This is a genomic window from Actinomadura verrucosospora (genome assembly GCF_039540335.1).
GTDB lineage: Bacteria > Actinomycetota > Actinomycetes > Streptosporangiales > Streptosporangiaceae > Spirillospora > Spirillospora verrucosospora.
Genome location: NZ_BAABEV010000039.1, coordinates 1 through 26748 on the forward strand (window position 1 = coordinate 1; position 26748 = coordinate 26748).

The window sequence follows — 26748 nt, forward strand, 5'->3', positions numbered from 1 at the left end:
GCTGGCCGCCGCGGTCCGCGAGGGCCTGGCCGACGACCTGGACACTCCCGCCGCGCTGGCGGCCGTGGACGCCTGGGCCTCCGCCGACGGCGACGACGAGGCGGCGCCGGCCCAGGCCGCCGCCGTCGTCGACGCCCTCCTCGGCATCGCGCTCTGACCGGCGGCGTCCGACCTCGTCCTGCGCCGGTAGGCCCGCCACGGCGGGCTCGTCGGCGTGCTCAGAGCCGGGGAAGGGGCCGCGGCGCGCTCACCGGCAACAGACGCCGGCGGTCCGCGGGACGGTGGACGTCGTGATCAGCGCACTCCACGGCGTGCGCGCGGAGCCGCCGGGGATGCGGGAGGCGCCGCCGGGGATGCGAGAGGCCGGGGCGCCCCGCCCCGCGCGATCAGCCCGGGTCGCGGCGGCGCAGGTAGCGCTCGAACTCGCGGGCGATGGCGTCGCCGCTCGCCTCGGGCAGCTCCGTGGCGTCCTTCTGCTCCTCCAGCGTGCGGACGTACTCGGCGACCTCCGAGTCCTCCTCGGCGAGCTCGTTGACGCCGTGCTCCCAGGCGCGGGCCTCCTCGGGAAGCTCGCCGAGCGGGACGGTGACGTCGAGGAGGTCCTCCACGCGGCGCAGCAGCGCGAGGGTCGCCTTGGGGGAGGGCGGCTGGGCGACGTAGTGGGGGACGGCCGCCCACAGCGACACGGTGTCGAGGTCGGCCTTGGCGCAGGCGTCCTGGAGCACGCCGAGGATGCCGGTCGGCCCCTCGTAGCGGGCCGGCTCCAGGTTCAGGGTGTTGACCAGGCCGGCCTCGGACGCGGCGCCGGTGACCGGCACCGGCCGGGTGTGGGGGGCGTCGGCGAGCAGCGCGCCGAGCAGCACGACGTTGCGGATCTCCAGCTCCAGCATCAGCCCGACCAGCTCGCGGCAGAACGACCGCCACCGCATGTTGGGCTCGATGCCGTGCAGCAGCACGACGTCCTTGCCGTTGGGGAGCCGCGCCCACGACACGCGGGTCGTCGGCCAGGTGATGCCGCGGGTCTCGCCGTCGGCCATCTCGACGATGGGGCGGGTGACCTGGAAGTCGTAGTAGTCGTCCGGATCGAGCTCGGCGATGGGCACCGCCTCCCAGGTCGACTCCAGATGCGCGATCACCCCGCTGGCGGCCTCCCCGGCGTCGTTCCACCCCTCAAAGGCGGCCACGAGCACCGGATCGACGAGTTCCGGCACGCTTTCGAGCTCGACCACGCGCTGCCTCCTTTCGACGCCCAGGTACAGCGTCACCGACGGGGGCCGTCATTCCCGGGGGTCGGGGGCCCCGCTCATGATCGGTGGCTGTCAGCCTACGTCCTGACGGTGACGTACCCCACCCCTCCGGAAGCCAGACCCCGCCCTGTACGCCCGCGGCGGAACCCGGGTCACGATCGGGTCACCGGCGGCGGGGACGGGCGTCACTTGCCGCGCGGAGTGGTGTGCACGATGAGCACGTCGCAGGGGGCGCGGTGCGACAGGTTCGCCGGCACGGAGCCGAGGATGCGGCCCGCGAGGCTGTTGAGCCCCCGGTTGCCGATCACCATGAGGTCCACGGGGCGCTCCTTGGCCAGCTTCGACAGCACGTCCACGGCGTCGCCCTCGACGGCCTCCTGCTCGATGGCGGTGGCGCCGGCGGCGACGGCCCGCTCCCGCGCGGCCCGCAGAGCGTCGTCGGCGGGCGTGGACCCCTGCACCTTGTAGGCCAGGTCGCCGAGCCGGTCGGCGGCGCTGGCGCGCTCGCGCTCCGGCATGGGGCTGTAGGCGGAGGCGAGCAGGAGGGTGGCGCCCGTGGCGGCGGCCAGCTGCGCGGCCCTGTCGACCGCGCGGAACGAGGAGTCGGAGCCGTCGGTGCCGACGAGGATGGTGCGGTACGCGCTCATGCCGTTCCTTACCCGTTGGTAGTCAACTGCTGGCACGTTATCGGTCCGGTGTCCCATCCGTCACCGTCTCTTTGCACACCCCGTCCAAGAGGCGCCGGCCCCCGGCGGAGGACTGGCCGGAGTGTCCCTTGATCGCATAGATAGGGTGGTTTCTCCGGCCCGGACGACCCGTGGGGAGAGTTGTGACTGGTGGCGGCCCGCACGCCGTGCTTTTCGACATGGACGGCCTGCTCATCGACTCCGAGAGCGTCTGGCTGGAGGTGGAGTCGGAGGTCATGGCGTGGCTCGGCGGCGAGTGGACCCCCGCCCACCAGGAGCGGCTGGTCGGCGGCTCCCTCTACCTCGCCGTCGACTACATGCTGGAGCTGACCGGGGCGGACGCCCCGCGCGAGGAGGTCGGCCGGCGGATGCTGGACGGCATGGCCGAGCGGCTCGGCGCCTGCGTCCCGATGATGCCCGGCGCCAAGGACCTGCTCGCCGAGATCCGCGCCGCCGGGGTGACGGCGGCCCTGGTGTCCTCCAGCCACCGGCGGCTGATCGAGCCGGTGCTGGACGCCGTCGGCCGCGAGCACTTCGCGCTCAGCGTCGCCGGGGACGAGGTCGCCCGGACCAAGCCCCACCCCGAGCCGTATCTGACCGCCGCCGCCCGGCTCGGCGCCGACCCCGCGCGCTGCGTGGTCCTGGAGGACTCCCCGAACGGCGTCGCGGCGGCGGAGGCGGCGGGCTGCGTCACCGTCGCCGTCCCCGGCCTCCTGCCCATCCCGCCCGCGCCGGGGCGGACGGTGGTCGCCTCGCTGCGCGAGGTCGACCTGGCGCGGCTGCGTTCGCTGGTCGCCTGACCCGGCGCCTCGGCCGTCCCGCGGCCGGGCCGTTGTCCGGCCGTGACCTGATACGCGGGAGCCGGTACCCCGGGGGGCGGTCCCTAGGGGACGGGTCCCGCCGCAGGAGGAGACGGCGGCGGGCGCAAACCGTCCGCCAGAAGGAGCAGGTCCGGCGGTTCGCGTGTGACGATGGGAAGAGCACCGCCGCACGGAATGAGGGGCCGGCATGAGCGACGCAGCCATATTCGCGATCAGTCTCGGGGTGACCCTGGTCGGGCTGGTGATCAGCTGGGGCGCCTACCGCCGCCGGGGCGCGGGCACCGGGCTGCGCGGCGCAGCCCTGTCGCTGGTGCCGCTGGCGGCGGCGTTGACGGGCGTGACCGAGTTCTTCGTCGACCTGGCGTTCAGCCCGGTGAAGTGGGCGGGCGTCGCGGTGGCGGGGCTGGCCGTGCTTCTTTACCTGGCGTCCGGGGCGATGCTGAGCCGCCGCGGGGGCGCCGACGACGGCCGCGCCGCCGCCAAGTCCGGCGACGGCCGCCGCTCGGCGGGTCGCGCCGGCAAGCCCGGGCGGGGCGTCGAGGGCCCCGCGCCGGGCGGCGGCGACCCGGAGATGGCGGAGATCGAGAAGATCCTCCGCGACCGCGGCATCTCCTGACGCCGCGGGGCCCGCACGCGTCGTGACGGCGGGCCGGGACGTCCCTGACGGGGCGTCCCGGCCCGCCGTTTCTGCGCGTCCCCGCCCTGACCTGCGGACGATCAGTCTCAGATCGGACTCAGTACGGTAAAGCTTGCCGTTCCCGACCCGTGTGGAGTTGCCGGGCACGTCTGGGCTGAACGTACTATTCGGGCGATTTGTCCAACGTGGTGCGTGGACGCATGTTGCCCAGATGACGACGAGATCACAAGTCAGATACGGGTACTTCCGAAGCACGCCTCACGGATGGACAGTCGTGCCCGAAGGACTACGTTTCCCTTCAGCAAACGCGGCGTAACGGGCACGGGGGGCAGCGGATGATCTCCGCGACCGCCGGTCACTCGCCGGCGGCAGGGCCGAACCAGTGGCCGGACGGTAGGAGGTATCGAGCGTGGCCGCACCCATAGAGGTGACCGGGTCCGACAGCGAGGCGCAGCCAGAGGCTGTCCTCGCCGGCGTCGACAGGAAGAAGATCCAAGGACGCTCGCTCGGGCAGATCGCCTGGATGCGGCTGAAGCGGGACAAGGTCGCTCTGACCGGCGCGGTCATCGTGCTCGTGCTGATCCTGATCGCGATCTTCGGGCCGTACTTCGTGCAGGACCCTCTGACGTACCACCAGAACCTGATCGACCCGACCTACAACCGGCCGAAGTCGGGGATCTGGCACACGGGCATCAGCGGCGACCACCTGCTGGGCGTGGAGCCCGGCACCGGCCGCGACCTGCTGGCCCGCATCGTGCACGGAGCCCGGATCTCGCTCCTGGTCTCGTTCCTGGCCACCCTGCTGTCGGTGGTCATCGGGACGGTCATGGGCATCGTGGCCGGCTACTTCGGCGGCTGGGTCGACTACCTGATCAGCCGGGCCATGGACGCCTTCCTGGCGTTCCCGCTGCTGCTGTTCGCGATCGCCCTGGTCGGCGTCGTCTCCGACGGCGCGTTCGGGATGAACGGCAACGGGCTGCGGATCTCGGTGCTGGTCGTGGTCATCGGCTTCTTCAACTGGCCCTACATCGGCCGCATCATCCGCGGCCAGACGCTGTCGCTGCGCGAGCGCGAGTTCGTCGACGCCGCGCGCAGCCTGGGAGCCCGCAACTCCTACGTGCTCTTCAAGGAGATCCTGCCGAACCTGGTCGCCCCGATCCTGGTCTACTCGACCCTGCTGATCCCGACCAACATCCTGTTCGAGGCGGCGCTGTCGTTCCTCGGCGTCGGAGTGATCCCGCCGACGCCCTCGTGGGGCGCCATGCTGACGCTCGCGGTTCCGATCTACTCCTCGGACCCCGCGTACATGATCATCCCTGGTATGGCCATCTTCATCACCGTCCTCGCCTTCAACCTCTTCGGTGACGGGCTGCGGGACGCTCTCGACCCTCGGGCCAAGTGACTCGGGTTCAACCGACCCGTCTAATTGAAGGGGTGCGCCTGCACATGAACAAGATGAGACCATTTGCGGTCTTCGCGGCCGGTGTGGTCGCGGCCGCAGGGCTCGCCGCCTGCGGCGGCGGTGAATCCGGAGGCTCGGGGAGCGGGCCCGGGTACAACGCCGGCGTGAACGAGGTCGTCAACAAGTCGGACAAGAAGGGCGGCACGCTCAAGCTGGCCGACTCCGACGACTGGGACTCGCCGGACCCGGGCAACACCTACTACGCCTTCTCGCAGAACTTCGCCCGTCTCTACGGCCGCGGCCTGACCACGGCCAAGGCCGCGGCGGGCAAGGCGAGCCTCGAGATCGTCCCTGACCTGGCCACCGACATGGGCCAGTCCAGCGACGGCGGCAAGACCTGGACGTACAAGCTGCGGACCGGCGTCAAGTACGACGACGGCACCACGGTCACGTCCAAGGACGTCAAGTACGCGATCGAGCGCAGCAACTACACCAAGGAGCTGCAGCTCGGGCCGAAGTACTTCAAGCAGTACCTCGTCGACAACAAGCCCGCCTACAAGGGCCCGTACGAGGACAAGAGCGACGAGGGTCTGAAGTCCATCGAGACCCCCGACGACCAGACGATCGTCTTCCACCTGAACGAGCCGTTCCAGGAGTTCGACTACCTGGTCTCGATGTCGCAGTCGATCCCTGTGCCGAAGGCCAAGGACACCGGCACGAAGTACGAGTCCGCGATCGTCTCCAGCGGGCCGTACAAGATCGACAACTACACGCGCGGCAAGTCCATGTCGCTGTCGCGCAACCCGAACTGGAACCAGAGCACCGACCCGCTCCGCAAGGCGCTGCCGGACAAGATCGAAGTCCAGATCAAGCAGAACGCGGACGACATCGACCAGCGGATGCTGGCCGGCGCGCTGGACATGGACATCACCGGCGTCGGCGTCCAGGCCGGGACCCAGCCGAAGGTGCTGACCCCCGAGCAGAAGCCGTACGTCGACAACCCCGTCCAGGGCTTCCTGCGGTTCATGTCGCTGAACGTGAACGTCAAGCCGCTCGACAACATCCACTGCCGGACGGCCGTGCAGTACGCGACCGACAAGGTCGCCGCGCAGACCGCCTACGGAGGCCCGCTGGCCGGCGGCGACATCGCCACCACCGTGCTGCCCCCGTCGGTGGACGGCTACACCAAGTTCGACCTGTACCCGCAGAAGCAGGCCGAGGGCGGCGGTCTCGACCAGGCCACGCTCGCCAAGGCCAAGTCGGAGCTGCAGGCGTGCGGCCAGCCGAACGGCTTCAGCACCAAGATCTCGGCGCGGTCGGACCGGCCGAAGGAAGTCGCGATGGCCGAGGCGATCCAGCAGAGCCTCGCCAAGGTCGGCATCAAGGTCAGCATCGTCCAGTTCCCGGCCGGCGACTACTTCAACAAGTACGTCGGCGTGCCGAAGTACGTTCACGACCACGGCATCGGCATGATGATCATGGCGTGGGCGGCCGACTGGCCCACCGGCTACGGCTTCCTCTCGCAGATCGTGCACGGTGCGGCGATCAAGCCGTCGGGCGGCAACAACCTCGCCGAGCTCAACGACCCGAAGGTCAACAAGGGCCTTGACGACGCGATCTCCAACGGTGACAAGGCTTCGCGTCTGAAGGCCTATGGTGAGGTCGACAAGGCGGTCATGGCGACCGCCGCCGAGGTGCCGCTGATCTACGCCAAGGCCCTGATGTACCGGCCGAAGCGCGTGACGAACGCCGGCATCACGTACTACTACGGCGGAATGTACGACTACCTCAACATGGGCGTGGAGTGACACTCCGCTTCGTCCGTGCGTCCAGCTGAAGGCAGGTGAAGGCGACGCCCGCCGGCCGTGCCGGGACCCACAGGTCCCGCCGGCCGGCGGGTCGGGCCGAGCATTGTGTTCGCATACATCATCCGGCGCCTCATCGGTGCCGTCGTCATGTTGCTGCTGGTCAGCATGGTGACCTTCGGCATCTTCTTCTGGTTGCCCAAGATCGCCGGGCAGACGACCGACCAGATCGCGGCGTCCTACGTGGGCAAGGCGCCGACCGCCGAGGCCATCCAGGACACCAAGGAGCGGCTCGGCCTCGACAAGCCGGTCGTGGTGCAGTACGGCAACTACGTCAAGGCCATCGTCGTCGGCAAGGACTACAAGGCCGGCCCCGTGACCGACCACTGCCCCGCGCCGTGCCTCGGCTACTCGTTCCGCAGCAGCCAGCCGGTGCTGGAGACGCTGGTCGACCGGGCCCCGGCGACCCTGTCGCTGGCACTCGGCGCCGCGCTCGTCTGGCTCGTGGGCGGCATCGCCACCGGGGTGCTGTCGGCGTTGCGCAGAGGCTCGCTCTGGGACCGGACAGCGATGATCATCGCGCTGAGCGGCGTGTCGCTGCCCATCTACTTCACCGGCCTGGTCTCGCTCGCGCTGTTCTCCTACACACTCAAGATCTTCCCGGGCGGCGGCAGCTACACCCCGTTCACCTCCAATCCGGTGAGCTGGTTCCAGGCGCTGGTCCTGCCCTGGGTGACGCTCGCGTTCCTCTACGCCGCGATGTACGCGCGGCTCACCAGAGCGGGCATGCTGGAGACGATGAACGAGGACTACATCCGCACCGCCCGCGCCAAGGGCCTGTCGGAGGGAACGGTCGTCACCAAGCACGCGCTGCGCGCCTCGCTGACGCCGATCCTCACCATCTTCGGCCTCGACCTCGGCCTGCTGCTCGGCGGCGCGGTCCTGACGGAGAACACCTTCGGCATCCCGGGGCTGGGCCAGCTGGCGATCAGCTCGATCCGGGGCGGCGACCTGCCCATGGTGCTCGGCGTGACCCTGCTCACGGCGACCTCCATCATCGTGATCAACCTGATCGTCGACATGATGTACGCGATCGTCGACCCGAGAGTGAGGCTTGGCTGATGACCGGCACCGCGCCCGCCGCGGAGACCGCGGGCACCGGCGAGGCCCCGAGCGCGTTCCTCGAGGTCCGCGACCTCAAGATCCACTTCCCGACGGACGACGGCCTGGTCAAGTCCGTCGACGGCCTGTCGTTCCAGCTGGAGCGCGGCCGCACGCTCGGGATCGTGGGCGAGTCGGGCTCCGGCAAGAGCGTGACCAGCCTCGGCATCCTCGGCCTGCACAACCGGCGCAACGCCGACGTGTCCGGGGAGATCTGGCTGAACGGCAAGGAGCTCGTCGGCGCCTCGCAGGCCGAGGTGCGCCGGCTCCGCGGCCGCGACATGGCGATGATCTTCCAGGACCCGCTGTCGTCGATGCACCCCTTCTACACGGTCGGCCACCAGATCATCGAGGCCTACCGGGTGCACAACGACGTGTCCAAGTCGGTGGCCCGCAAGCACGCCATCGACATGCTCGGCAAGGTCGGCATCCCCAAGCCGGACAAGCGGGTGGACGACTACCCGCACCAGTTCTCCGGCGGCATGCGGCAGCGCGCGATGATCGCGATGGCCCTCTCCTGCGACCCCGAGCTGCTGATCGCCGACGAGCCGACGACGGCGCTGGACGTGACCGTCCAGGCGCAGATCCTTGACCTGATCCGGGACCTGCAGCAGGAGTTCAACTCCGCGGTCATCATGATCACCCACGACCTCGGGGTGGTCGCCGAGCTGTCCGACGACATCCTGGTGATGTACGCGGGCCGCGCGGTGGAGTACGCCTCCGTCGACGACGCCTTCCACCAGCCGCTGCACCCCTACACCTGGGGGCTGCTCGGCTCGATGCCGAGGCTGGACCGGGAGCGCACGGAGCGGCTGATGCCGATCGTGGGGTCGCCGCCGAGCCTGATCAACGTGCCGTCGGGCTGCGCGTTCCATCCGCGCTGCCCCTACAGTGACCTCAACGGGGACAAGAGCACGACCGAGCGGCCCGACCTGATCGAGGCCGAACCCGGCCACAAGGTGGCGTGCCATCTCCCGCTGGAGAAGAAGCGGCAGATCTGGAACGACGAGATCCGGGCGAAGCTGTGACGAGCACGGGTGGGAACGAGACTGTGAACACTACGAAGACCCCGGCCGACGAGACCCGTCCGGCCGCGGAGACCCGCCCCGTGCGGGACGGCGAGCCGCTGCTGGAGGTGGACAACCTCGGCAAGCACTTCCCCGTCACCGCGGGGCTGCTGCGCCGGCAGGTCGCGGCGGTCAAGGCCGTCGACGGCGTGTCGTTCTCGGTCCGCAAGGGCGAGACGCTCGGGCTGGTGGGCGAGTCGGGCTGCGGCAAGTCCACCACCGGCCGGATGATCATGCGGCTGCTGGACCCGAGCTTCGGCAAGATCACCTTTGAGGGCCAGGACATCACCACGATGTCGCAGGGGCGGCTCCGGCCGCTCCGCCGCGACATCCAGATGATCTTCCAGGACCCGTACTCGTCGCTGAACCCGCGCAAGACGGTCGGCGCGATCGTCGGGGCGCCCTTCCGGCTGCAGAACATCGAGGCCAAGCAGGGCGTCAAGAAGGCCGTCCAGGAGATCCTGGAGCTGGTCGGGCTGAACCCCGAGCACTACAACCGCTACCCGCACGAGTTCTCCGGCGGTCAGCGGCAGCGCATCGGCATCGCCCGCACCCTGGCCCTCAAGCCGAAGCTGATCGTCGCGGACGAGCCGGTGTCGGCGCTGGACGTGTCGGTGCAGGCGCAGGTCGTCAACCTGCTGGAGGACCTGCAGAACGAGCTCGACCTCACCTACGTGGTGATCGCGCACGACCTGTCGGTCGTCCGGCACATCTCCGACCGCGTCGCCGTCATGTACCTCGGCAAGATCGTCGAGGTGGCGGACCGGGCGGACCTGTACGAGCGGCCCATGCACCCCTACACCAACGCGCTGCTGTCGGCGGTGCCGATCCCCGACCCGAGCGAGCGCGGGGACCGCAAGCGGATCCGGCTGCAGGGCGACGTGCCGAGCCCGCTCGACCCGCCGCCCGCCTGCCGCTTCCACACCCGCTGCTGGAAGGCGCAGGACATCTGCAAGCAGGTCGAGCCGCCGCTGGTGGAGCTCAGCCCGGGCCACCAGGCGGCCTGCCACTTCCCGGAGAACACCACGGTCAGCGCGACCGACGCGGTCGCCAAGGCCGCGGTGGCGCCGGCCGCGCCGGCCGCCGACCCGGTTCCTGCCGACGGCACGGACTCCGTGGAGTAGCGCCGCCAGGCGTGCCCCGTGCATGGGGCGCGCACCGTGCACGCGGAAAGGCCCGGCCCCCGCCAGGGGGACCGGGCCTTTCCGCGTTGCCGGCCGTCGGCTACTCGGTGGAAATGGCCTTCAGGACGTCCATGCGGCCCGCGCGCCACGCGGGCCAGAGGGCCGCCAGCACGCCGATGACCGCGGCGACCACCAGGTAGATCCCCAGGGTCCCGTACGGCACGGCGAGGACTCCGAGGCCCTTGTCCGCGAGGGCGTTCTGCAGCGCCGCGCCGAACGCCACCCCGATGCCCATGCCGAGCACCGCGCCGAAGACCGCGATCATGATCGACTCCAGCCGGACCATGCGGCGCAGCTGCCGCCGGGAGATCCCGATCGCGCGCAGCAGCCCGATCTCCCGGGTCCGCTCGATGACCGACAGGGCCAGGGTGTTGACCACCCCGACCGCCGCGATGATGACGGACATCACCAGCAGAATCGTCAGGAACGTCACGAACCCGTCGACCTGCTTGCGGGCGTCGGCCTTCAGCGACGCCTGGTCGGACACCTTCAGGTTCGGGTAGTCCTTCAGCGACGACTCCAGCGCGCCCTTCGTCGCCGCCGACGGCGCCGAGGCGTCCACCACGACCGTGGTCACGGTCGGCTTGAGGGTGTGCCGCAGGTGCGCCTGCGGGGAGATGAGGCGGGGGCCGATCAGATCGCTCTTGGCGTACACGCCCGCCAGCCTGAGCTGTTCGGTGCGCCCGTCGGCGAACTGCACCGGGACCGCCGCCCCGACCTTCCACCCGCGGGCCTTCGCGGTGTCCTCGTCCACCATGATCCCGGCGTCGCCGATGCCGGTGCCGCCGGAGGTGACCTTCAGCCTGGCGGCCTTGGCGATCACCGCCGCGTCGCCGGACATGTACCACGCCTTCTTGTTCTCGATCTTGGCGTTGCCCTCGTAGGTGGGGGACGCGGAGGCCACCCCGGGCGTCGTCCGGATCCGCTGGGCGGCCTCGGCGGTGATGCCGCCCGCGCCCTGCACCTCGACGAGGTAGTCGGCGCCGAACTGCGCGTCGACCTGCTCGTCGACCGAGGCCCGCATCGTCGCGCCCAGCACGTTCACCGTGGTGATCAGCGCGAGGCCGATCATCAGCGCCGCGGCCGTCGCGGCGGTGCGGCGCGGGTTGCGCAGCGCGTTCTGCCGCGCGAGGCGCCCGGGCGGGCCCATCAGCCGCGCGAACGGCGCGCCGAGCACCTTCATCACCGGCACGCTGATCACCGGGGCGAGCATGGCGACGCCGATGAAGACCGCGAACGCGCCCACGCCGACCGGGACCACCGGGTTGCCGCCGCCGCCGGCGAGGCCGACGGCGATGAGCCCCGCGCCCACGAGGGTGAGCAGGGAGCCGAGCGCGATCCGGATCCGCAGCGACCGCTGGGGCAGCGCGACGTCGTCGCGCATCGCCGCCACCGGCGGGATCTTCGCGGCGCGGCGGGCCGGGAAGTAGGCCGACACGACCGTCACCACGATGCCCACCGCGTACGACGAGATCACCGGGGTCGCGGTGAAGGTCAGCCCGCCCTGCCCGGCGTCGCCCATCTGCGTCTGCAGCAGGGAGGCCAGGCCCGCGCCGGCCGCGAGGCCGAGGGTGGAGCCGACCACGCCGACCGCGACGGCCTCACCGATCACCGCCCGCGTCACCTGGCCGCGGGCCGCGCCGATGGCGCGCAGCAGCGCCAGCTCGCGGGTCCGCTGCGCGACCAGCATCGAGAACGTGTTGAAGATGATGAACGACCCGACGAAGATCGAGATCAGCGCGAACACGAGCAGGAAGGTGCGGAAGAAGTCCATCATCGCGGCGATGTCGCTCTTGGACTCCTCGCGGAGCTTCTCGCCGGTGACGGCCTCCAGGTTCTGCGGCAGCGCCTTGGCGACCCGGTCGCGCAGCTCGTTCTGGGACGGACCGGTGGAGCCCATCTCGATGTCGCTGAAGTAACCGGGCTTCAGCATCAGCCGCTGCGCGGTCGGGGTGTCGAACCCGGTGAGCGTCGCGCCCATCAGGTTCCCGGCGTCGACCAGCCCGACGATCCGCATGCGCGCGGGCGGCCCGGCGGTGAGGACCCGGGTGGTGTCGCCGACCGCGAGCTTGCCCTTCTCCGCGGTCCTGGCGTCGATGACGACCTCGTCGGGTCCCTGCGGGGCGCGGCCCGACGCCAGGTCGTAGGTCCCGCCCGTTGACCAGTTCGTCCCGATCTGGGGCGGACCCTCCTGTGCGGTCCCGACGATCTTGCCGTCCTTGCCGACGACGGCCGCGTACCCGTTGACGTTGCCCTGGGGGTCCTTGACGCCGTCGATGCCCTGCAGGGTCTTCAGCACGGTCGCCGGGACCGGCTGCGCCGCCGCCCCGTCGTCGTCGCCCTCGACGACCTTCTTGGCGCGCACGTCGACGGCCACGTTCGTGCCGATCCGGCTGAACAGGTCGTCGAACTGCTTGTTCATGCTGTCGGTGAAGATCAGCGTGCCGGCCACGAACGCGACGCCGAGGATCACCGCGACGGCCGTCAGCACCAGCCTGATCTTGTGCGCCGCGAGGTTGCGGAGCGTGACCTTGCCCATCATCGCGCCGACACCCCGGAGCCGGCCGCGCCCGCGGGACGGGTGTTGTGGCCGCCGGCGTCGAAGCCCTTCATGCGCTCCAGCACCCGCTCGGCGGTCGGCTCGGTCATCGTGTCGACGATCTGCCCGTCGGACAGGAACAGCACCTGGTCGGCGTAGGCGGCAGCGGACGGGTCGTGGGTGACCATCACGATGGTCTGCCCCATCCGCCGCACGGAGTCGCGCAGGAAGCCGAGGACCTCGGCGCCCGCGCGCGAGTCCAGGTTCCCCGTCGGCTCGTCCGCGAAGATGATCTCCGGGCGGGACGCCAGGGCGCGGGCGCACGCCACCCGCTGCTGCTGGCCGCCCGACAGCTCGGTGGGACGGTGCTTGAGCCGCGGCCGCAGCCCCACCGTGTCGACCACCGCGTCCAGCCACTCCTGGTCGGGCTTGCGGCCCGCGATGTCCATCGGCAGCGTGATGTTCTCCAGCGCGGTCAGGGTCGGCACCAGGTTGAACGCCTGGAAGATGAAGCCGATCTTGTCGCGGCGCAGCCGGGTGAGCTGCTTGTCCTTGAGCCGGGTCAGCTCGGTGTCGCCGATGTAGACCTGCCCGGAGTCCACCGAGTCCAGCCCCGCCATGCAGTGCATCAGGGTGGACTTGCCGGATCCGGAGGGGCCCATGATCGCGGTGAACCGGCCGCGGGGGATGCCGACGGTGACCCCGTCGAGCGCGACGACCTGGGCGTCGCCGCGCCCGTACACCTTCGCGATCTGCTGGGTTCGAGCGGCGAAGTCGCCCGCCCCGGGCGCGTGCTCCGCGCCGGCGGTCGATGGGGCGGTGTTCGTCACGTGTACTCCCGTGGGTGAGTGAGCAGGAATGCGTCCGGACCGCGCCGTGCCCCCGGCGATCCGACTCACAAAACCCTAGAAGCCGAACAAACCGGTTTCCTGGACCCCAGGAACGGACTTGCCCGTCCACCCACGGCAGGAGAAGCCCCTCCACCGTCGTCCTACCGGAGTAGGCCTCCGCCGACGAAAGTCAGGGGCGCCTCAGGGGCCGACCCCGAAACCGGCCCTTCGGCCTGCGCGTCAGCTCTGGCCGGGCCTGCTCAGCCCCGTCTCGTACGCGTACACCACGGCCTGGACGCGGTCGCGCAGGCCCAGCTTGGCCAGGACGTTCCCCACGTGCGTCTTCACCGTCGTCTCGCTCACCACGAGCTCCGCCGCGATCTCGGCGTTGGACTGGCCGCGGGCCACGTGCGACAGCACCTCGCGCTCGCGCTCGGTCAGGGTGTCCAGCCCGGGCGGCGGCGCCGCGTCCCGGACGGCCGGCAGCCGGCTGGCGAACTTGTCCAGCAGGCGCCGCGTCACCGACGGCGCCACGATCGCGTCGCCCGCCGCCACGATGCGGATCGCCTGCACCAGGTCCTCGGGCGGGGAGTCCTTGAGCAGGAACCCGCTGGCGCCCGCCCGGACCGCCTCGATGACGTACTCGTCCAGGTCGAACGTCGTCAGGATCAGCACCCGGGGGTCGTGCGAGGCCGCGCCCTCCCGGATGATCCGGCGGGTCGCCTCGATGCCGTCCACCCCCGGCATCCGGATGTCCATCAGCACCACGTCCGGCAGCAGCGACCGGGTCAGCTCCACCGCCACCGCGCCGTCCCCGGCCTCCCCGACGACGGCGATGTCGGCCTCCGCCTCCAGGATGAGCCGGAACCCCGTCCGCAGCAGCGGCTGGTCGTCGACCAGCAGGACCCGCACCGTGGTCATCGGGCCACCACCGCAGGCCGCCGTCCCGGACCGTTCATCGTCGCGCTCCTCGCCTCACCGGACCGCCGCGTCCGCGGCGCTCCTGCCCCAACCTACGGCCTCGCACGGCTCACGGCTCCAGCGGGAACCGGGCCCGCACGCCGAATCCGCCGCCGACCCTCGGCCCGATCTTCAACTCGCCACCGTACAGCGCGACCCGCTCGTACATCCCGACCAGACCGTGCCCGGGGTTGTCCCCGTGGTCGGCCATGAACGTCGCGGTCCCGCGCCCGTCGTCCTCGATCTCCACCGTCAGGTCGCTGTCGCCGTAGTACAGCCGCACCCAGGCCCGCGCCTGCGGCCCCGCGTGCTTGAGCGTGTTCGTCAGCGCCTCCTGGATCAGCCGGAAGGCGGCCACGTCCACGCCCGGGGACGGCGGACGCGCCTCGCCCTCCATCCACAGCTGCACGGACAGGCCCGTCTCCCGCACGTGCTCCAGCAGCTCGCCGAGGTCGCCGAGGCCCGGCTGCGGCGCCAGCTCCCGGCCCGCCCGCTCGGAGTCGCGGTCCGTGCGCAGGACGCCGACGATCCGCCGCATCTCGCTCAGCGCGGTCCGCCCGACCTCCTCGATCGTCGACATCGCCTCGCGCGCGCTGCCGGGGTCCCGGTCGATGATCCGCCGCGCGGCGCCGGCCTGCACGGTCATCACGCTCACGTGGTGCGCCACGACGTCGTGCAGCTCCCGCGCGATCCGGGACCGCTCCTCGACGCGCGCGGCCCGCGCGTCGGTTCCGCGCGCCCGCTCCAGCCGGGCGGCCCGGTCCTCCAGCTCGGCGAAGTACGCCCGGCGCAGCCGCAGGTTGCGGCCCAGCACCCACACGCCGATCACCAGCGCGCAGTCGGTGATCAGTACCTCCGGCGCCATCGAGATCGGCAGGACCAGCAGGTAGGCGAGGAAGTAGACGAACGCCGTCGCGCCGCCGAGCGCGCTCTGCGCCAGCCCCCGGTGCGCCGCCACGCTGTAGACGGCCACGAGGAACGCCACCACGTCCGGCACCGACGGCGGATAGTGGGCCACCGCCATCACCAGCTCGCCGCCGATGATGAACAGCAGCACCGGCATCGGATGGCGGCGGCGCCACGTCAGCGCCATCGTCACGATGGTGACCACCAGGCCGTCCCAGATGTCCGGCGACCGGAACTGATCGTAGCCGTGGCCGGCGGGCAGCTCCTCGAGGAAGAGCTGAGGCAGCCCCACCGCCAGGAGGCCCAGCGCGAGCAACGCGTCGGCCGCCATCGGGCGCGCGTGCAGCCAGGCGCGGACGGCGTGGAGACCACGGATGCGGGGTGACACGACACTCACCCTAGGAGGCCGCAGCAGGTCCCGAGCCCTCCTGCACGCGGATCCGCGGTCCTCCCCAAGGATGACCCGGCCGCGCCGGGGGCGGCACTAGAGATCGTCGTGCTCCCGCGCCCCCGCACCGGCGCGCGCGTCCGCCCGCCGTGCCTCCTCCAGGTCGGCGGGGGAGGGGCGGTCGACCGGCGCCGCGGGCAGCGGCGGGGGAGTGCCGCCGAACTCCGGGCAGCGCTCCTTGTGGTCGCACCAGTCGCACAGCCGCCCCGTGCGCGCCCGCCACTCGCCGGTGTCCATCGCCCGGCGGATCGCCTGCCACAGCGCCTCCACCTTGCGCTGCGTGGCGCGCAGGTCGGCCTCGTCCGGCTCGTAGCGCAGGATCTCGCCGTTGCCCAGGTACATCAGCTGCAGCAGCCGCGGTACCCGGCCCCGCAGCCGCCACAGCACCAGCGCGTAGAACTTCATCTGGAACAGGGCCCGCGCCTCGAAGTCGGCCCGCGGCGCCGTCCCGGTCTTGTAGTCCACGATCCGCATGTCGCCGCTGGGCGCCACGTCGACGCGGTCGATGTACCCGCGCAGCTTCAGCCCCGAGTCGAGGACCGTCTCCACGAACAGCTCGCGCTCGGCAGGCTCCAGCCGGCGCGGGTCCTCGAGGGAGAAGTACCGCTCCACCATCCGGCGCGCCTGCCCCAGCCACTCGGCGTGCTCGGCCTCGCCGCCGTCGCCGCCGAACAGCTCCGCCAGCTCCGGCTCGGCCTCCAGCAGGCGGTCCCACTCCGGCGCCAGCATCTCCAGCGCCGCCTCCGGCGTGCGCGCCCCGGTCGGCAGGTCGAACAGCCGCTCCAGCACGGCGTGCACCAGCGTGCCCCGCACGGCCGCGGCGCTCGGCCGCTCCGGGATCCGGTCGATCACCCGGAAGCGGTACAGCAGCGGGCACGTCATGAAGTCGCCCGCCCGCGACGGCGACAGCGACCCGACCACGACCGGCGCGTCCCCCGCGCCTCCGCCCGACTCGCCCGCGCGCGCGGGCGGCACCGACGCCCCGCCCCCGGCTCCGATCCCTCCCGGCTCGATGCCACCCGCCTCGGTGCTGCCCGCCTCGGTCGTCGTCATGGCACAGCAGCGTAGGTGACACCCCCGACGGAAATCCCGCACCGCCGCCGCGCGCCCGGCGGGGGACCGGCACCGCCGCCGGGGCCGTAGCATCGGGGGCGTGACACACAGCGCGCCCCCGACCGAGGACAGGACCCCGGCCGGCGGCCGCGGTCCCGACGACCGCCCCGCACGCCCCGGCCTGCTCATGGGCCGCCTGTTCGGCGTGCCCGTCTACGTCTCGCCCAGCTGGTTCCTGGTCGCGGTCCTCGTCACCGTCATGTTCGAGGGCCAGGTCGACGGCGTCGTCAGCCGCCCGCTCAGCTACCTCGTCGCCTTCACCTACGCCGTCCTGCTCTACGGCTCGGTGTTCGTCCACGAGCTGAGCCACGCCGTCACCGCGCGCGCCTTCGGCCTGCCCGTCCGCTCGGTCACCCTCCACATCCTCGGCGGGGAGACCTCCATCGAGCGCGAGGCCCCCACCCCCGGCCGCGAGTTCCTCATCGCCTTCGCCGGGCCGCTGGTCAACCTCGTCCTCGCCGGGCTCGGCCTGCTCGTCCACGCCGTCGTCCCCCTGCCCGACGTCGCGCTGCTGCTCGTCGAGGCCCTCACCTTCGCCAACCTCCTGGTCGGGCTGTTCAACCTGCTGCCCGGCCTCCCGCTGGACGGCGGGCGCCTCGTGCGCGCCGTCGTCTGGAAGGTCACCGGACGCAGCCGCAGCGGCGGCGTCTTCGCCGGCTGGGTGGGCCGCGGCGTCGCCATCGCCTGCCTCGTCGCCGGCGCCTACCTGGCCACCTACAACACCGGCGAGGGCGGCGGCATCGGCTGGCTCGCCCTGCTCTGGTCGGCCCTCGTCGCCTCGTTCATCTGGGTCGGCGCCACCCAGTCGATCCGCGCCGAGCGCGTCCGCGACCGCATCCCGCTGCTGTCGGCGCGCCGCCTCGCGCGCCGCGCCACCCTCGTCACCGCCGACGTCCCGCTCGCCGAGGCCGTCCGCCGCGCCCGCGAGGACCACGCCGGCGCCATCGTCATCGCCGACCACGACGGCCGGCCCCTCGGCCTGGTCAGCGAGAAGGCCGTCACCGCGACCCCCGAGCACCGCCGCCCCTGGGTCAGCGTGGGCGAGCTGTCGCGGGGCATCGACGACGGGCTGCAGCTGGCCGCCGACCTGTCCGGCGAGGAGCTCGTCGAGGCGCTGCGCCGCGCGCCCGCCTCGGAGTACCTGCTCGTGGAGCCCGACGGAGGCGTCTACGGCGTCCTCGCGGTCGCCGACGTCGACCGCGCCTTCGCCGGCATCTGACCGCCCCCGCGGGCCGCCGCGGCGGCCCGACCTGCCCGCGCGCGCCGCTAGCCTTGACCTCCATGAGCGAACCCCGACCCGACGGCCCCGCCCCCTCGCCCGGCCGCATCCCGCACGGCCCGTTCCGCCCCGGCGACCAGGTTCAGCTCACCGACCCCAAGGGCCGGATCAACACCATCACCCTCCAGCCCGGCAAGGTCTACCACTCGCACAAGGGCTCGATCCCGCACGACGAGATGATCGGCAGCCCCGAGGGGAGCGTCTTCCGGTCCAGCGGCGGCATCGAGTACCTGGCCTTCCGCCCGCTGCTCGCCGACTTCACCCTCCGCATGCCGCGCGGCGCCGCCGTCGTCTACCCCAAGGACGCCGCCCAGATCATCGCGATGGCCGACATCTTCCCGGGGGCCCGCGTCGTCGAGGCCGGCGCCGGGTCCGGGGCCCTCACCTGCTTCCTGCTGCGCGCCGTCGGCGAGCACGGCCTCGTCTCCTCCTACGAGCGCCGGCCCGACTTCGCCGACATCGCCCGCGCCAACGTCGAGAAGTTCTTCGGCGGGCCCCACCCCGCCTGGCGCCTCACCGTCGGCTCCCTGGAGGACGCCCTCGCCGAGACCGACGTCGACCGCGTCGTCCTCGACATGCTCGCGCCCTGGGAGACCCTCGACGCCGTCGCCAAGGCCCTCGTGCCGGGCGGCATGGTCTGCGCCTACATCGCCACCACCACCCAGATGTCGCGGGTCGTCGAGGACCTGCGCTCCCACGGCCGGTTCGCCGAGCCCTACGCCTTCGAGACCATGCTGCGCTCCTGGCACGTCGACGGGCTCGCCGTCCGCCCCGACCACCGCATGGTCGGCCACACCGGCTTCCTCGTCACCGCGCGCCGCCTCGCCGACGGCGTGACCCCGCCCGCCCGGCGCCGCCGCCCCGCGAAGGGCGCCCACCCCGCCCCCGGCGACGCCGCGCCTCCGTCCGGGGCCGCTTCCGGAGCCGCTTCCGAGGTCGCCCCCGCCCCGGACGCCGCGCCCGGGGTCCCGGCCGAGGCCTAGATCACATTCCTCCGGCGCCCCGCCACCGGACTCGGCAAACGCCGTGCCACGACACGCCCGGCGTGCCGAACCCGCAGGTCCGGACGTCGTAAGGGCTCGACCCGCGCCACCTCCACGGGACCCCTGCCAACCCTCCCGGAAGACCCCCGCACGACACGAACACCGAATGGGCAGGTTACGGAAGCCCTCCAGATAGGTAGGGTCTCAGTAGGTCGTCGGCTCTCTTCGTGAGGAGGTGGCGGGGCGTGGCCGCTCGTGACGATGCAGGGGCGCGCAGGGCGCAGCACGAAAAGGAGGTCAGGGACCTCCAGACGCAGATCTCCTTCCTGGAGGAGGAGATCTCCGTGCTGCGCCGCAAGCTCGCGGAGTCCCCGCGCCAAGTACGTGTGCTGGAAGAACGCCTCCATGAGGCACAGGCCAACCTGGCCGCCGTAACCGGTCAGAACGAGCGTCTCGTCGCGACCCTCAAAGAGGCTCGCGAACAGATCGTGGCGCTCAAGGAGGAGGTCGACAGGCTCGCACAACCACCCTCCGGGTTCGGCGTCTTCCTGGACGCCCGCGACGACGGAACGGTCGACATCTTCACCGGCGGGCGCAAGCTGCGCGTCAACGTCAGCCCGGCCGTCGACGTCGAGGAACTGCAGCGCGGCCAGGAGGTCATGCTCAACGAGGCCCTCAACGTCGTCGAGGCGCTGAGGTTCGAGGAGCAGGGCGAGGTCGTCATGCTCAAGGAGCTCTTCGACGACGGCGAGCGCGCCCTGGTCATCGCGCACGCCGACGAGGAGCGCGTGGTCAAGCTCGCCGAGCCGCTGCGCGGAGTCCCGCTGCGTGCGGGCGACTCCCTCATGCTCGAGCCGAGGTCCGGCTACGCCTACGAGAAGATCCACAAGGCGGAGGTCGAGGAGCTCGTCCTCGAAGAGGTCCCCGACATCTCCTACAACGAGATCGGCGGCCTCGGATCGCAGATCGAGATGATCCGCGACGCGGTGGAGCTGCCCTACCTGCACGCCGACCTGTTCCGCGAGCACCAGCTCCGGCCGCCCAAGGGCGTGCTGCTCTACGGTCCGCCCGGCTGCGGCAAGACGCTCATCGCCAAGGCCGTCGCGAACTCGCTCGCCAAGCAGGTCGCGGAGAAGACCGGCCAGGAGGGGAAGAGCTTCTTCCTCAACATCAAGGGCCCCGAACTGCTGAACAAGTACGTCGGCGAGACCGAGCGGCACATCCGCCTGGTCTTCCAGCGGGCCCGCGAGAAGGCGTCCGCCGGGACCCCGGTCATCGTGTTCTTCGACGAGATGGACTCCATCTTCCGCACCCGCGGCTCGGGGGTCTCCTCCGACGTCGAGAACACCATCGTCCCTCAGCTGCTCAGCGAGATCGACGGCGTCGAGGGCCTGGAGAACGTCATCGTGATCGGCGCGTCCAACCGCGAGGACATGATCGACCCCGCGATCCTGCGGCCCGGCCGGCTGGACGTCAAGATCAAGATCGAGCGGCCGGACGCCGAGGCCGCCAAGGACATCTTCTCCAAGTACATCCTGCACGGACTCCCGCTTCACCCCGACGACCTCAAGGAGCACGGCGGCTCCACCGAGGCCACCGTCGAGGCGATGATCCAGCGCACCGTCGAGCGGATGTACACCGAGAGCGAGGAGAACCGCTTCCTGGAGGTCACCTACGCCAACGGCGACAAGGAAGTCCTGTTCTTCAAGGACTTCAACTCCGGCGCGATGATCCAGAACATCGTCGACCGGGCCAAGAAGATGGCCATCAAGCAGTTCCTCGACACCGGCCAGAAGGGCCTGCGGGTCAGCCACCTGCTGGCCGCCTGCGTCGACGAGTTCAGTGAGAACGAGGACCTGCCCAACACCACCAACCCCGACGACTGGGCCCGCATCTCCGGCAAGAAGGGCGAGCGGATCGTCTACATCCGCACGCTGGTCTCCGGGACCAAGGGCTCCGAGGCCGGACGCTCCATCGACACCGTCGCCAACACCGGCCAGTACCTGTAGCCCCCGACGATGACGCACCCGCGCGGCGGCCCCCTGCACGCAGGGGCCGCCGCGCGGGCGTGCCGCGCCACGCGGGCCGCGAACAGCGGGCCCCATGGCTCCACTCTCCCGGCCCCGATAGGCTCGACGATATGAGTGTTCGGCGGGTGATGGGCATCGAGACCGAGTACGGCATCTCCGTACCCGGGCAGCCAGGGGCCAACGCGATGGTGACCTCCTCCCAGGTCGTCAACGCCTACCTGGCGGCGTCGGCGGCACGGGCCCGCAGGGCCCGCTGGGACTTCGAGGAGGAGAACCCCCTCCGGGACGCCCGCGGCTTCGACCTCGCCCGCGAGGTCGCCGACCCGACGCAGCTCACCGACGAGGACCTCGGCCTCGCCAACGTCATCCTCACCAACGGCGCCCGGCTGTACGTCGACCACGCCCACCCCGAGTACTCGGCGCCCGAGTGCACCAACCCGCTCGACGCCGTCATCTGGGACAAGGCGGGCGAGCGCGTGATGGCCGACGCCGCGCGGCGCGCCGCGCTCGTCCCCGGCACCCACCCCATCCAGCTCTACAAGAACAACACCGACAACAAGGGCGCCTCCTACGGCTGCCATGAGAACTACCTCATGCGCCGCGAGACGCCCTTCGCCGACATCGTCCGGCACCTCACCCCGTTCTTCGTCTCCCGCCAGGTCGTCTGCGGCGCAGGCCGCGTCGGCATCGGCGTGGACGGGCGCGGCGACGGCTTCCAGATCAGCCAGCGCGCCGACTTCTTCGAGGTGGAGGTGGGGCTGGAGACCACCCTCAAGCGGCCGATCATCAACACCCGCGACGAGCCGCACGCCGACCCCGAGAAGTACCGGCGGCTGCACGTCATCATCGGCGACGCCAACATGGCCGAGCTGTCCACCTACCTCAAGCTCGGCACCACCTCAATCGTCCTCGCCATGATCGAGGACGGCTTCCTCACCGTCGACCTCTCGGTCGACATGCCCGTCGCCGCGCTCAGGGCGGTCTCGCACGACCCGTCCTGCAAGCATCTGCTCACGCTGCGCGACGGCCGGAAGATGACGGCGGTCCAGCTCCAGATGGAGTACCTGGAGCAGTCGCGCAAGTACGTCGAGGACCGGTTCGGCGCGGACGTCGACGAGATGACCAGGGACGTCCTCGACCGCTGGGAGTCGGTCCTGCACCGCCTCGGCGACGACCCGATGCAGCTGTCCCGCGAGCTCGACTGGGTCGCCAAGCTGTCCCTGCTGGAGGGGTACCGCAGCCGCGACGGCCTCGACTGGTCCCATTCGCGCCTGCAGCTCGTCGACCTGCAGTACACCGACATCAGGCCCGACAAGGGCCTGTACAACCGCCTGGTGGAGCGCGGGCGCATCGACCGGGTCGTCACCGAGGCACAGGTCGAGGCCGCCGTCGAGGACCCGCCCGAGGACACCCGGGCCTACTTCCGGGGCCGCTGCCTGCGCCAGTACGCCGAGTCCGTCGCCGCGGCCTCCTGGGACTCGGTCATCTTCGACGTCCCCGGCCGGGAGTCGCTGCAGCGCGTGCCCACCCTGGAGCCCCTGCGGGGCACCAAGCAGCACGTGGGCGCCCTGCTGGACCGCTGCCGCACCGCCGCGGACCTCGTGGCCACTTTGACCGGCCAGGGCTGAACCGCGGCGAGGGCGCGGCACACGCGCCCGGAGGGGCCCTCCGCGGCCCGGCTGGACGGCTGGACCGCCTGAGACGGCCGGCGCCGCCGCCGGTCCGGCCATGCCAGGTAACGGGCCGGTTTCGTGGAGGGATTGCCCGTTTCGCTGGGCGGTGGACCGGCGATAACCCGAGCATGCCCCCGGCCCCCGGGCGGAGACGGCGAAACGGACCCGAGAGTTCCGCGCACCGTCGAAGATCGGAGATAGGGTCGGAGGCACCGGCAGAGCGGAGGTACGGAATGGCCACGAAGGACACCGGCGGTCAGAAGCAGACCACCCGGCGCACGGAAGAGGTCGAGGAGACCGAGGCCACGACCACCGAGGACGTGCAGGAGCGCCAGGAGAAGCTCACCGACGACGTGGACTCGATCCTGGACGAAATAGACGAGGTGCTGGAAGAGAACGCCGAGGACTTCGTCCGCGCCTACATCCAAAAGGGCGGACAGTGAACCCCGAATCGGGCGGATCGGCCATGTAGCGGAATCGCCGTTTCTCCGGGACGGAACTCCAACTTGACACGGCAGTGAGGACATGGGTGGGCCGCGGCGGCCCGCCCATGTTCGTGTGTTCGCGCCCGTGCGCGGCGCGCGTGGCGCGCGCGGCGGTTCGCCGTGGGCTGATCGGACCGGTGATCGGGCGGCATGCGCGCGGGCGACCTTGAACAGTAGGGTCGTAGAGTCCGCGCCGGTGAGATTGCCGAAGCCGGCGCAATGGTGGAGGGGAAGGGAGTCGCGTGGCGTCCCACGATTCGCACACCGGACGTCTGCCGGGGTTGTTCGCGAGCCCGGATACGTCGTCGTTCACGGAGTTCCTCGGGGCGTACTCCCCGGACCTGCTGCCCGGCCGGCGGACGCCGCCGTCCTCGCGGGCGGGCGAGGACATCCCGCACGGGACGACGATCGTCGCGGTCGGCTTCCCCGGCGGGGTGGTGATGGCGGGCGACCGGCGGGCGACGGCGGGCAACGTCATCGCGCAGCGCGACATCGAGAAGGTCTTCCGGGCCGACGAGTTCTCGGCGATCGCGATCGCCGGCACGGCCGGGATCGGGATCGAGATGGTCCGGCTGTTCCAGGTCGAGCTGGAGCACTACGAGAAGCGCGAGGGCCGGACGCTGTCGGTCGAGGGCAAGGCCAACCGCCTGGCGACGATGGTCCGGCAGAACCTCGGGATGGCGATGCAGGGCCTGGCGGTGGTGCCGCTGTTCGCGGGCTACGACGAGGAGCGGGACGAGGGGCGGATCTTCTCCTACGACCCGGCGGGCGGCCGCTACGAGGAGCGCGACTTCCACTCGATCGGCTCGGGGTCGGTCTTCGCGCGCGGCGCCCTGAAGAAGCTCTACCGGCCCGACCTGTCGGCGGAGGACGCGGCGCTGGTGTGCGTCCAGTCGCTGTACGACGCGGCCGACGACGACTCGGCGACGGGCGGGCCCGACCTGACGCGCCGGATCTTCCCGGTGGTGGCGTCGGTGACGGCGGACGGGTACCGCCGGCTCGGCGAGGACGAGGTGGGCGCGCTGGCGCAGGCCGTCGTCGACGCACGTTACGACTCGCCGGGCGGTCCGACCGCCCCGCTGCGATAGAAGGGATCCAGACCGGTGTCCATGCCGTTCTACGTGTCGCCCGAACAGCAGATGAAGGACAAGGCGGACTACGCGCGCAAGGGCATCTCGCGCGGCCGCAGTGTCGTGGTGCTGCAGTACGACGACGGCATCCTGTTCGTGGCGGACAACCCGTCGCGGGCGCTGCACAAGATCAGTGAGATCTACGACCGGATCGCGTTCGCGGCGGTGGGGAAGTACAACGAGTTCGAGAACCTGCGGCTCGGGGGCGTCCGCTACGCCGACATCAACGGCTACCAGTACGACCGCCGCGACGTGACGGCGCGCGGCCTGGCGAACGTGTACGCGCAGTCGCTCGGCACGATCTTCACCGAGACCAACAAGCCGTACGAGGTGGAGCTGGTCGTCGCGGAGGTGGGCGAGGACGCCGACACCGACCAGATCTACCGGCTGACGTTCGACGGCTCGGTCGCCGACGAGCACGGCTACGTCGCCATGGGCGGGCAGGCCGAGGCGGTGGCGCAGTCGCTGAAGGACGGCTACCGCGAGGGCTCCTCGCTGGAGGACGCCCTGCGCACGGCGGTGCGGGCGCTGGAGGCCCAGGACTCCGACCGGCACCTGGAGGCCACCTCGCTGGAGGTCGCGGTCCTCGACCGCAACCGCGAGCACCGGCTGTTCAAGCGGCTGTCCGCGGCGCGCATCGGGGGTCTGCTGGCGGCGCAGGACTCCGGCCCCGGCATCACCTCCGGCGGCGAGGACGCCTCCGGCGGGACGGGCTCCACCGGAGCGGACGAGGACTGACGCGCAGGCGGGCGGGCCTCCGGCCGGCGGCCCGCCCGCCCACACGGGCCCGCCGCGGGCCGGGACGGTGACCAGCCGTCCCGGCCCGCGGCGGGCGCGCGGCGCGCCGGGCGCCTTGGAGGCCTCCGGGCGCGGCGGCCGCGTTCGCCGGAAACGGTGGGTCGAGAGACTGCCAAGTGACGGCCGCGCCGCATAGGGTCTTGGTGTGGACAGGCGCATCTTCGGGCTTGAGAACGAGTACGGCGTCACCTGCACCTTCCGCGGGCAGCGGCGGTTGTCACCGGACGAGGTGGCGCGCTATCTGTTCCGCAGGGTCGTGTCGTGGGGCCGCAGCAGCAACGTGTTCCTTCGCAACGGGGCCCGGCTCTACCTGGACGTGGGGAGCCATCCGGAGTACGCGACGCCGGAGTGCGACAGCGTCGTCGACCTGGTGACGCATGACAAGGCGGGCGAGCGGATCCTGGAGGGTCTCCTGGTCGACGCCGAGCGGCGCCTCCGCGAGGAGGGCATCGCCGGCGACATCTACCTGTTCAAGAACAACACCGACTCGGCCGGCAACTCCTACGGCTGCCACGAGAACTACCTGGTGGGGCGGCACGGCGAGTTCGGCCGGCTCGCGGACGTGCTGATCCCGTACCTGGTGACGCGGCAGATCATCTGCGGCGCCGGAAAGGTCCTGCAGACCCCCCGCGGCGCGGTGTACTGCGTGTCGCAGCGGGCGGAGCACATCTGGGAGGGCGTGTCGTCGGCGACGACGCGGTCCCGTCCGATCATCAACACCCGCGACGAGCCGCACGCCGACGCCGAGCGGTTCCGGCGCCTGCACGTGATCGTCGGCGACTCCAACATGAGCGAGACGACGATGCTGCTCAAGGTCGGGGCCACCGACCTGGTGCTGCGGATGATCGAGGCCGGGGTGGTGATGCGCGACCTCACCCTGGAGAACCCGATCCGGGCGATCCGCGAGGTCAGCCACGACATGACGGGCCGCCGGAAGGTGCGGCTGGCCAACGGCCGCGAGGCCAGCTCGCTGGAGATCCAGAAGGAGTACTACGGCAAGGCGCGCGACTTCGTGGACGCGCGGGGCGGCGACGCGACGGCCAAGCGCGTGCTCGAGCTGTGGGAGCGGACCCTGCGCGCGGTCGAGACCGGCGACCTGGACCTGGTCTCGCGCGAGATCGACTGGGTGATCAAGTACAAGCTGATCGAGCGGTACCGGCGCAAGTACGACCTGCCGCTGTCGTCGCCGCGCGTGGCCCAGCTCGACCTCACCTACCACGACGTCCACCGCGACCGCGGGCTGTACTACCTGCTGGAGAAGCGGGGCTCGGTCGACCGGGTGTCGCGCGACCTCGACATCTTCGAGGCGAAGTCGGTGCCTCCGCAGACGACGCGGGCGCGGCTGCGGGGCGAGTTCATCCGCAAGGCGCAGGAGAAGCGGCGCGACTTCACGGTGGACTGGGTCCATCTGAAGCTGAACGACCAGGCGCAGCGGACGGTGCTCTGCAAGGACCCGTTCCGCTCCGTGGACGAGCGCGTGGACAAGCTCATCGCCGGCATGTAGGCACGGGCGCGGCGGTCCCGGACGCGCGTCCGGGACCGCGCGGGACGACACGCGCACGGC

The 26748-nt window shown here is 71.4% G+C and carries 22 protein-coding genes and 1 pseudogene; 16 read left to right on the forward strand and 7 right to left on the reverse strand.

The features are described from left to right. Positions 1 to 157 (forward strand): annotated as a pseudogene (locus ABD944_RS31760) (cysteine--1-D-myo-inosityl 2-amino-2-deoxy-alpha-D-glucopyranoside ligase); the annotation flags it as partial. A 229-nt stretch (positions 158 to 386) separates the two neighbouring features. Here the strand turns inward: ABD944_RS31760 and ABD944_RS31765 are convergent. Then, positions 387 to 1229: a PAC2 family protein gene (locus ABD944_RS31765; RefSeq protein ID WP_345182974.1), complete on the reverse strand. Its 843-nt coding sequence runs from the start codon at positions 1227 to 1229 to the stop codon at positions 387 to 389. Positions 1230 to 1432: 203 nt separating this feature from the next. Further along, positions 1433 to 1894 carry a universal stress protein gene (locus ABD944_RS31770; protein ID WP_345182975.1) on the reverse strand — a complete coding sequence of 154 codons (462 nt, stop codon included), beginning with the start codon at positions 1892 to 1894 and terminating at the stop codon, positions 1433 to 1435. Between the two features lie 182 nt (positions 1895 to 2076). Here ABD944_RS31770 and ABD944_RS31775 point away from each other — a divergent pair, with 182 nt between their 5' ends. The 7 genes from ABD944_RS31775 (at position 2077) to ABD944_RS31805 (ending at position 9950) form a co-directional block, all read left to right on the forward strand. Then, positions 2077 to 2733: an HAD family hydrolase gene (locus tag ABD944_RS31775; protein ID WP_345182976.1), complete on the forward strand. Its 657-nt coding sequence runs from the start codon at positions 2077 to 2079 to the stop codon at positions 2731 to 2733. A gap of 208 nt (positions 2734 to 2941) precedes the next feature. Beyond that, positions 2942 to 3370, forward strand: coding sequence for a hypothetical protein (locus tag ABD944_RS31780; RefSeq protein WP_345182977.1), 429 nt, complete (start codon positions 2942 to 2944; stop codon positions 3368 to 3370). 430 nt (positions 3371 to 3800) lie between these two features. Further along, complete coding sequence (locus ABD944_RS31785; protein WP_345182978.1) at positions 3801 to 4793, forward strand: ABC transporter permease; 993 nt, start codon at positions 3801 to 3803, stop codon at positions 4791 to 4793. Positions 4794 to 4837: 44 nt separating this feature from the next. After that, positions 4838 to 6601 carry an ABC transporter substrate-binding protein gene (locus ABD944_RS31790; RefSeq protein ID WP_345182979.1) on the forward strand — a complete coding sequence of 588 codons (1764 nt, stop codon included), beginning with the start codon at positions 4838 to 4840 and terminating at the stop codon, positions 6599 to 6601. 105 nt (positions 6602 to 6706) lie between these two features. Then, entirely contained in the window at positions 6707 to 7720 is a 1014-nt protein-coding gene (locus tag ABD944_RS31795; protein WP_345182980.1) for an ABC transporter permease, read from the forward strand. Next, on the forward strand, positions 7720 to 8787 hold the full coding sequence (locus tag ABD944_RS31800) for an ABC transporter ATP-binding protein (protein WP_345182981.1): 1068 nt from the start codon (positions 7720 to 7722) through the stop codon (positions 8785 to 8787). Before ABD944_RS31795 ends, ABD944_RS31800 begins: the two co-directional genes overlap by 1 nt. Before the next feature lie 23 nt (positions 8788 to 8810). Then, positions 8811 to 9950 carry an ABC transporter ATP-binding protein gene (locus ABD944_RS31805; RefSeq protein WP_378187611.1) on the forward strand — a complete coding sequence of 380 codons (1140 nt, stop codon included), beginning with the start codon at positions 8811 to 8813 and terminating at the stop codon, positions 9948 to 9950. Between the two features lie 100 nt (positions 9951 to 10050). Here ABD944_RS31805 and ABD944_RS31810 read toward each other — a convergent pair whose 3' ends face one another. The 5 genes from ABD944_RS31810 to ABD944_RS31830 form a co-directional block, all read right to left on the reverse strand. Then, complete coding sequence (locus tag ABD944_RS31810) at positions 10051 to 12552, reverse strand: ABC transporter permease (RefSeq protein ID WP_345182983.1); 2502 nt, start codon at positions 12550 to 12552, stop codon at positions 10051 to 10053. Beyond that, positions 12549 to 13379 (reverse strand): ABC transporter ATP-binding protein, encoded by an 831-nt coding sequence (locus tag ABD944_RS31815; protein ID WP_345182984.1) that lies wholly within the window; start codon positions 13377 to 13379, stop codon positions 12549 to 12551. The genes ABD944_RS31810 and ABD944_RS31815 overlap by 4 nt, the downstream gene beginning before the upstream one ends. A gap of 240 nt (positions 13380 to 13619) precedes the next feature. Next, positions 13620 to 14300 (reverse strand): response regulator, encoded by a 681-nt coding sequence (locus tag ABD944_RS31820; protein WP_345182985.1) that lies wholly within the window; start codon positions 14298 to 14300, stop codon positions 13620 to 13622. 109 nt (positions 14301 to 14409) lie between these two features. Then, positions 14410 to 15633: a sensor histidine kinase gene (locus tag ABD944_RS31825; protein WP_345182986.1), complete on the reverse strand. Its 1224-nt coding sequence runs from the start codon at positions 15631 to 15633 to the stop codon at positions 14410 to 14412. Between the two features lie 96 nt (positions 15634 to 15729). After that, the gene (locus tag ABD944_RS31830; protein ID WP_345182988.1) at positions 15730 to 16746 is read right to left on the reverse strand and encodes a RecB family exonuclease; all 1017 of its coding nucleotides are present in this window, start codon (positions 16744 to 16746) and stop codon (positions 15730 to 15732) included. Positions 16747 to 16846: 100 nt separating this feature from the next. Between ABD944_RS31830 and ABD944_RS31835 the strand changes: the two genes are divergently transcribed. From ABD944_RS31835 to pafA, 8 genes are all read left to right on the forward strand, one after another. Beyond that, positions 16847 to 18025 carry a site-2 protease family protein gene (locus ABD944_RS31835; protein ID WP_345182989.1) on the forward strand — a complete coding sequence of 393 codons (1179 nt, stop codon included), beginning with the start codon at positions 16847 to 16849 and terminating at the stop codon, positions 18023 to 18025. Positions 18026 to 18087: 62 nt separating this feature from the next. After that, the gene (locus ABD944_RS31840; RefSeq protein WP_345182990.1) at positions 18088 to 19068 is read left to right on the forward strand and encodes a tRNA (adenine-N1)-methyltransferase; all 981 of its coding nucleotides are present in this window, start codon (positions 18088 to 18090) and stop codon (positions 19066 to 19068) included. A gap of 245 nt (positions 19069 to 19313) precedes the next feature. Next, entirely contained in the window at positions 19314 to 21077 is a 1764-nt protein-coding gene (gene arc / locus ABD944_RS31845; RefSeq protein ID WP_345182991.1) for a proteasome ATPase, read from the forward strand. Between the two features lie 131 nt (positions 21078 to 21208). Further along, positions 21209 to 22726, forward strand: a complete 1518-nt coding sequence (gene dop / locus ABD944_RS31850) for a depupylase/deamidase Dop (protein WP_345182992.1) — start codon at positions 21209 to 21211, stop codon at positions 22724 to 22726. A gap of 278 nt (positions 22727 to 23004) precedes the next feature. Beyond that, positions 23005 to 23214: a ubiquitin-like protein Pup gene (locus ABD944_RS31855; protein ID WP_021593619.1), complete on the forward strand. Its 210-nt coding sequence runs from the start codon at positions 23005 to 23007 to the stop codon at positions 23212 to 23214. Between the two features lie 284 nt (positions 23215 to 23498). Continuing rightward, positions 23499 to 24344: a proteasome subunit beta gene (gene prcB / locus ABD944_RS31860; RefSeq protein ID WP_345182993.1), complete on the forward strand. Its 846-nt coding sequence runs from the start codon at positions 23499 to 23501 to the stop codon at positions 24342 to 24344. Positions 24345 to 24365: 21 nt separating this feature from the next. After that, positions 24366 to 25124 (forward strand): proteasome subunit alpha, encoded by a 759-nt coding sequence (prcA, locus tag ABD944_RS31865; protein WP_345183059.1) that lies wholly within the window; start codon positions 24366 to 24368, stop codon positions 25122 to 25124. Positions 25125 to 25329: 205 nt separating this feature from the next. After that, the gene (gene pafA / locus ABD944_RS31870; RefSeq protein WP_089313247.1) at positions 25330 to 26688 is read left to right on the forward strand and encodes a Pup--protein ligase; all 1359 of its coding nucleotides are present in this window, start codon (positions 25330 to 25332) and stop codon (positions 26686 to 26688) included. Positions 26689 to 26748 lie beyond the last annotated feature (60 nt).